The sequence below is a fragment of the Kitasatospora sp. NPDC059817 genome (assembly GCF_042731835.1).
Classification (GTDB): domain Bacteria; phylum Actinomycetota; class Actinomycetes; order Streptomycetales; family Streptomycetaceae; genus Kitasatospora.
Window position 1 is genome coordinate 1 of the sequence record NZ_JBHWIR010000040.1, and the last position, 3,436, is coordinate 3,436.

At 75.4% G+C, this 3,436-nt stretch carries 3 protein-coding genes; 1 reads left to right on the forward strand and 2 read right to left on the reverse strand.

All coding sequences use genetic code 11. The features are described 5' to 3' along the window. Positions 1-95: 95 nt before the first annotated feature. Positions 96-1,019: a lytic polysaccharide monooxygenase gene (locus ACFV61_RS11610; protein WP_063346864.1), complete on the reverse strand. Its 924-nt coding sequence runs from the start codon at positions 1,017-1,019 to the stop codon at positions 96-98. A 280-nt stretch (positions 1,020-1,299) separates the two neighbouring features. Continuing rightward, positions 1,300-2,523 (reverse strand): alanine racemase, encoded by a 1,224-nt coding sequence (locus ACFV61_RS11615; protein ID WP_380491349.1) that lies wholly within the window; start codon positions 2,521-2,523, stop codon positions 1,300-1,302. 91 nt (positions 2,524-2,614) lie between these two features. Between ACFV61_RS11615 and ACFV61_RS11620 the strand changes: the two genes are divergently transcribed. After that, positions 2,615-3,388, forward strand: coding sequence for an SseB family protein (locus tag ACFV61_RS11620; RefSeq protein ID WP_063346862.1), 774 nt, complete (start codon positions 2,615-2,617; stop codon positions 3,386-3,388). The last annotated feature ends 48 nt before the right edge of the window (positions 3,389-3,436 follow it).

The following is a 3,436-nucleotide window of genomic DNA, read 5'->3' on the forward strand; positions in this document are numbered from 1 at the left end:
CTCTCCGGGTGGGCCGCCGCCGTTCGTTCCGGACTGGGTGGAGCCGCGGAACCGGGCCGGACGGGGGTTTGGCCGCCCCGGCCCCGCGTCCGGCGTCAGGAGTCGCGTCGAACAGCCTCGACGCGACGGCGCCGGAGCACCATGCCGGCCCAGCCCACGCTGATCGCGGCGGCGCCGGCCAGCAGCAGCGGGCCGGTGGCCGACGTGCCGACGGCTGCGGCGGCGGTCGGGATCACGGCGCCGGCCGGGGAGTTGGGGTCGCCGCCGTGGCCGTGGTGGGCGACCGTGGACTTGGGTGCGTCGGCCGCGATCTGCGCGTCGCTGGGCGCGGCCGGGGCCTGCGCGGTGAGCGCCGAGACGGCCGGGGCGCCGGCCGCGGTGGCCGCGCCGAAGTCGACGTCGGAGCAGCTGTAGAACGCCTCCGGGCTGTCGCTGCGCTGCCAGACCGTGTACAGCAGCTGGCGGCCGGTGCGCTGCGGCAGGGTGCCGGCGTAGGTGTAGAAGCCGTTGGTGGCGGTGCGGTCGACCTGCACCTGGGCGACCGGCGTCGGGTCGAGGTCCGACCACTTCAGCGGCTTGGTGGGGTCGTAGCCCGGCTTGGTGATGTAGACGGTCTGGGTGCCCACGTGGGGCGCGGTGGTGCGGAACTGGAAGGTGAAGGCGCCCGCCTTGACGGCGGTGGCCGGCCAGTCGGTGCGCGGCCAGTCCAGGGCCTGGTACTTGTCGCGGTTGGCCGAGCAGAGCTTGCCGTCCGGGATCAGCGCCTGGTGGTTGCCGGCCGCGTTGGCGATGTTGACCTCGTTCCAGTCGTACAGCGGCTGGGTGCCGCTCGCGGCGACGAGGTCCTTGCAGATCTGGGACACCGGGTGCTCGGGGCCCTCGGCGTAGCAGGCGGCGACCCGGCTGACCGGGTTGGTCATGGTGCCGTGGGCGCTGGCGGTGCCTGCGGTGGAAACGGCCACCGCGAGGGCCGCGGCGCCGACCGCGCCGACGGACAGGGCACTTCGCTTGATGGACATGGGGTGGGGACTCCTTGACCGTCGTTCCGGGCGAGTGTGGGGGGAGCGGACACGCCTGCCCGTTCGGGGGCCGCCGGCCCGGACCGCGGACCCCTGGCCAGAGCGTATGATTGGTCTGGACCAGCTGGCAATAGTCGTGCGTGCCACGCTTCCTGACGGACTGTAGGCCCCCGAACAGGGCAAAGGCCCGACGGAACGGCCGGGTTAGGCGTTCCATCGGGCCCGCTTAAGGCTCCGGAAAGGTCGTCGGACGGCCGTTCGGGCGGTCAGGCCGCGCCGGTCACAGGAACGCCTTCCCCTCGCCCCGGTACGTCGGGACGGTCCGGACGATCCGGTCGCCCTCGATCAGGTGCAGTTCGGTGAAGCGCTCGCACAGTTCGCCCGCCTTGGCGTGCCGGAACCAGACCCGGTCGCCGATCAGCAGGTCGTCCGCGGCCGCGCCGAGCAGCGGGGTCTGCACCTCCCCGGCGCCCTCCATCGGGTCGTAGCGCAGCCCCTGCGGCAGGTACGGCACCGGCGAGCGGTCCGGGCCGGCCGCGCCGGAGGCGGGGTAGCCGCCGCCGAGCACCGTCACCACGCCGACGCCGGGGCGGCGCACCACCGGCTGACCGAACAGTGCGGCCGGACGGCCTTGGAACGAGCGGTAGTTGTCGAACAGCCGGGGCAGGTAGAGCCCGGAGCCCGCCGCGACCTCGGTGACCGCGCGCTCGGCCACGGTGGACTCCACGCTGCCGGTACCGCCGCCGTTGACGAACTCCAGCTCGGCCACCCGCCGCAGCCGCCGGACCACGGCCGCCCGCCGCTCGGCCAGTTCGGTCCTGGCCCTGGCCTGCATCAGCCGGATCAGCTGCGAGCGCAGCGGCCGGCCGGGCACCTGGTCGCCCACCCCGGCGACGTGCCCCTCGTAGGCCATCAGGCCGACCACCCGGAAGCCCCGGCGGTGCTGGACGAGTTCGGCGAAGGCGCCGAGGTCCTCGGGGGTGCGCAGCGGGGAGCGCCGGGCGCCCACCCGGACCCGCCCGCCGAGCAGGTGCAGCGCGGTGTCCAGCTCCAGGCAGACCCGCACCTCGGCGTCGCCGCCACGGGCCTTGTCGATCAGGTCCAGCTGGGCGGGGTCGTCGAGGACGACGGTGACCTCGTTGGCGAGCGCCGGATCGGCGGTCAGCTCGGTGTAGCAGGCCCGGTCGGCGGAGGGGTAGGCGAGCAGGACGTCGCGCACGCCGGTGCGGGCCAGCCAGAGCGACTCGTCGAGGGTGTAGCTCATCACCCCGGCGAAGCCGTCCACGGCCAGCGCGCGGTCCAGCAGCGCCCGGCAGCGCACCGACTTGCTGGCCACCCGGACCGGCTTGCCGGCGGCCCGGCGCACCAGGTCGGCGGCGTTGGCGTCGAAGGCGGCGAGGTCGACGACGGCCACCGGCCCGTCCAGGTGCGCGGTGGCCCGGTCGTACCGGAGGCGGTCGGAGACCGGGGTGGGGGCGGTCGCGGGTGCGTCGAGGATCACCATGGGCGCAGGGTGCCACACCGCACTACCGGTGGGTAGGCCCCGCGTGCAGGGAAATGGGGCGGCTCGCGCGCGGTGGCATAGGGTCGGGCGGGTGGACCGCAAAGACTTCTCCAACCCGGCGTTCGTCGGCAAGGGCATCCCGAACCCCGGCTTCTCCGACGACGACGGCACCGCCGACCCGGCGCTCGCCGAGGCCCTCGCCCGCTGGTCGCAGGACCGCGCGGCCGAGCCGGAGGTGCTGGCGGCGCTGACCCCCACCCGGCTGATGGTCCCGATCGTCGCGATCCTCGGCGAGGTCGAGGTGGACGCGCACGGGCACAAGCACGAGAAGACCAGCGACATGGCCGTCCCGGTGCTGGAGGCCCCGGACGGGCGCCGCGCGCTGCCGGCCTTCACCTCGCTCGACTCGCTCGCCCGCTGGCGTGCCGACGCCCGCCCGGCGCCGACGGCGGCCCCGCAGGCCGCGATGGTCGCCTTCTCCGAGCGCGCCGACACCCTGCTGGTCGACCCGGCCGGGCCGGTGCCGTTCCAGCTGAGCGGTGCCCGGCTGCGGGCGCTCGCGGAGAACCGCCCGTTCCTGCCGCCGGCCCGGGACCCGGAGGTGCGCGAGGCGGTCCGCGGGCTGCTGGCGGCCGAGCCGCAGGTGCTCACCGGGCTGCTGGCGGCCTCGGAGGGTGCGGACGGGGTGCTCGCGGTGGTGTTCGACCCGGCGCTGGACCAGGACGGGCTGCAGGCGGCCGTGCAGCGGGTCGGGCGGGCGGTGGCCGCCGACCCGGTGCTGCGGGTGCGGCTGGACCGCGGGCTGGACCTCGCGGTGCTGCCGGCGAGCGCGGAGCTGCCGGGGGAGCCGCTCTACCGGCGGTAGGGAGCGCTAGGAAGCGGTAGGGAGCCGTAGGAAGTGCGTCGGGGGCGG

Excerpts from the sequence above, each read along its gene's own strand:
- ACFV61_RS11610 (WP_063346864.1), bottom strand. The coding sequence starts at position 1,019 with ATGTCCATCAAGCGAAGTGCCCTGTCCGTCGGCGCGGTCGGCGCCGCG.
- ACFV61_RS11615 (WP_380491349.1), bottom strand. The coding sequence starts at position 2,523 with ATGGTGATCCTCGACGCACCCGCGACCGCCCCCACCCCGGTCTCCGAC.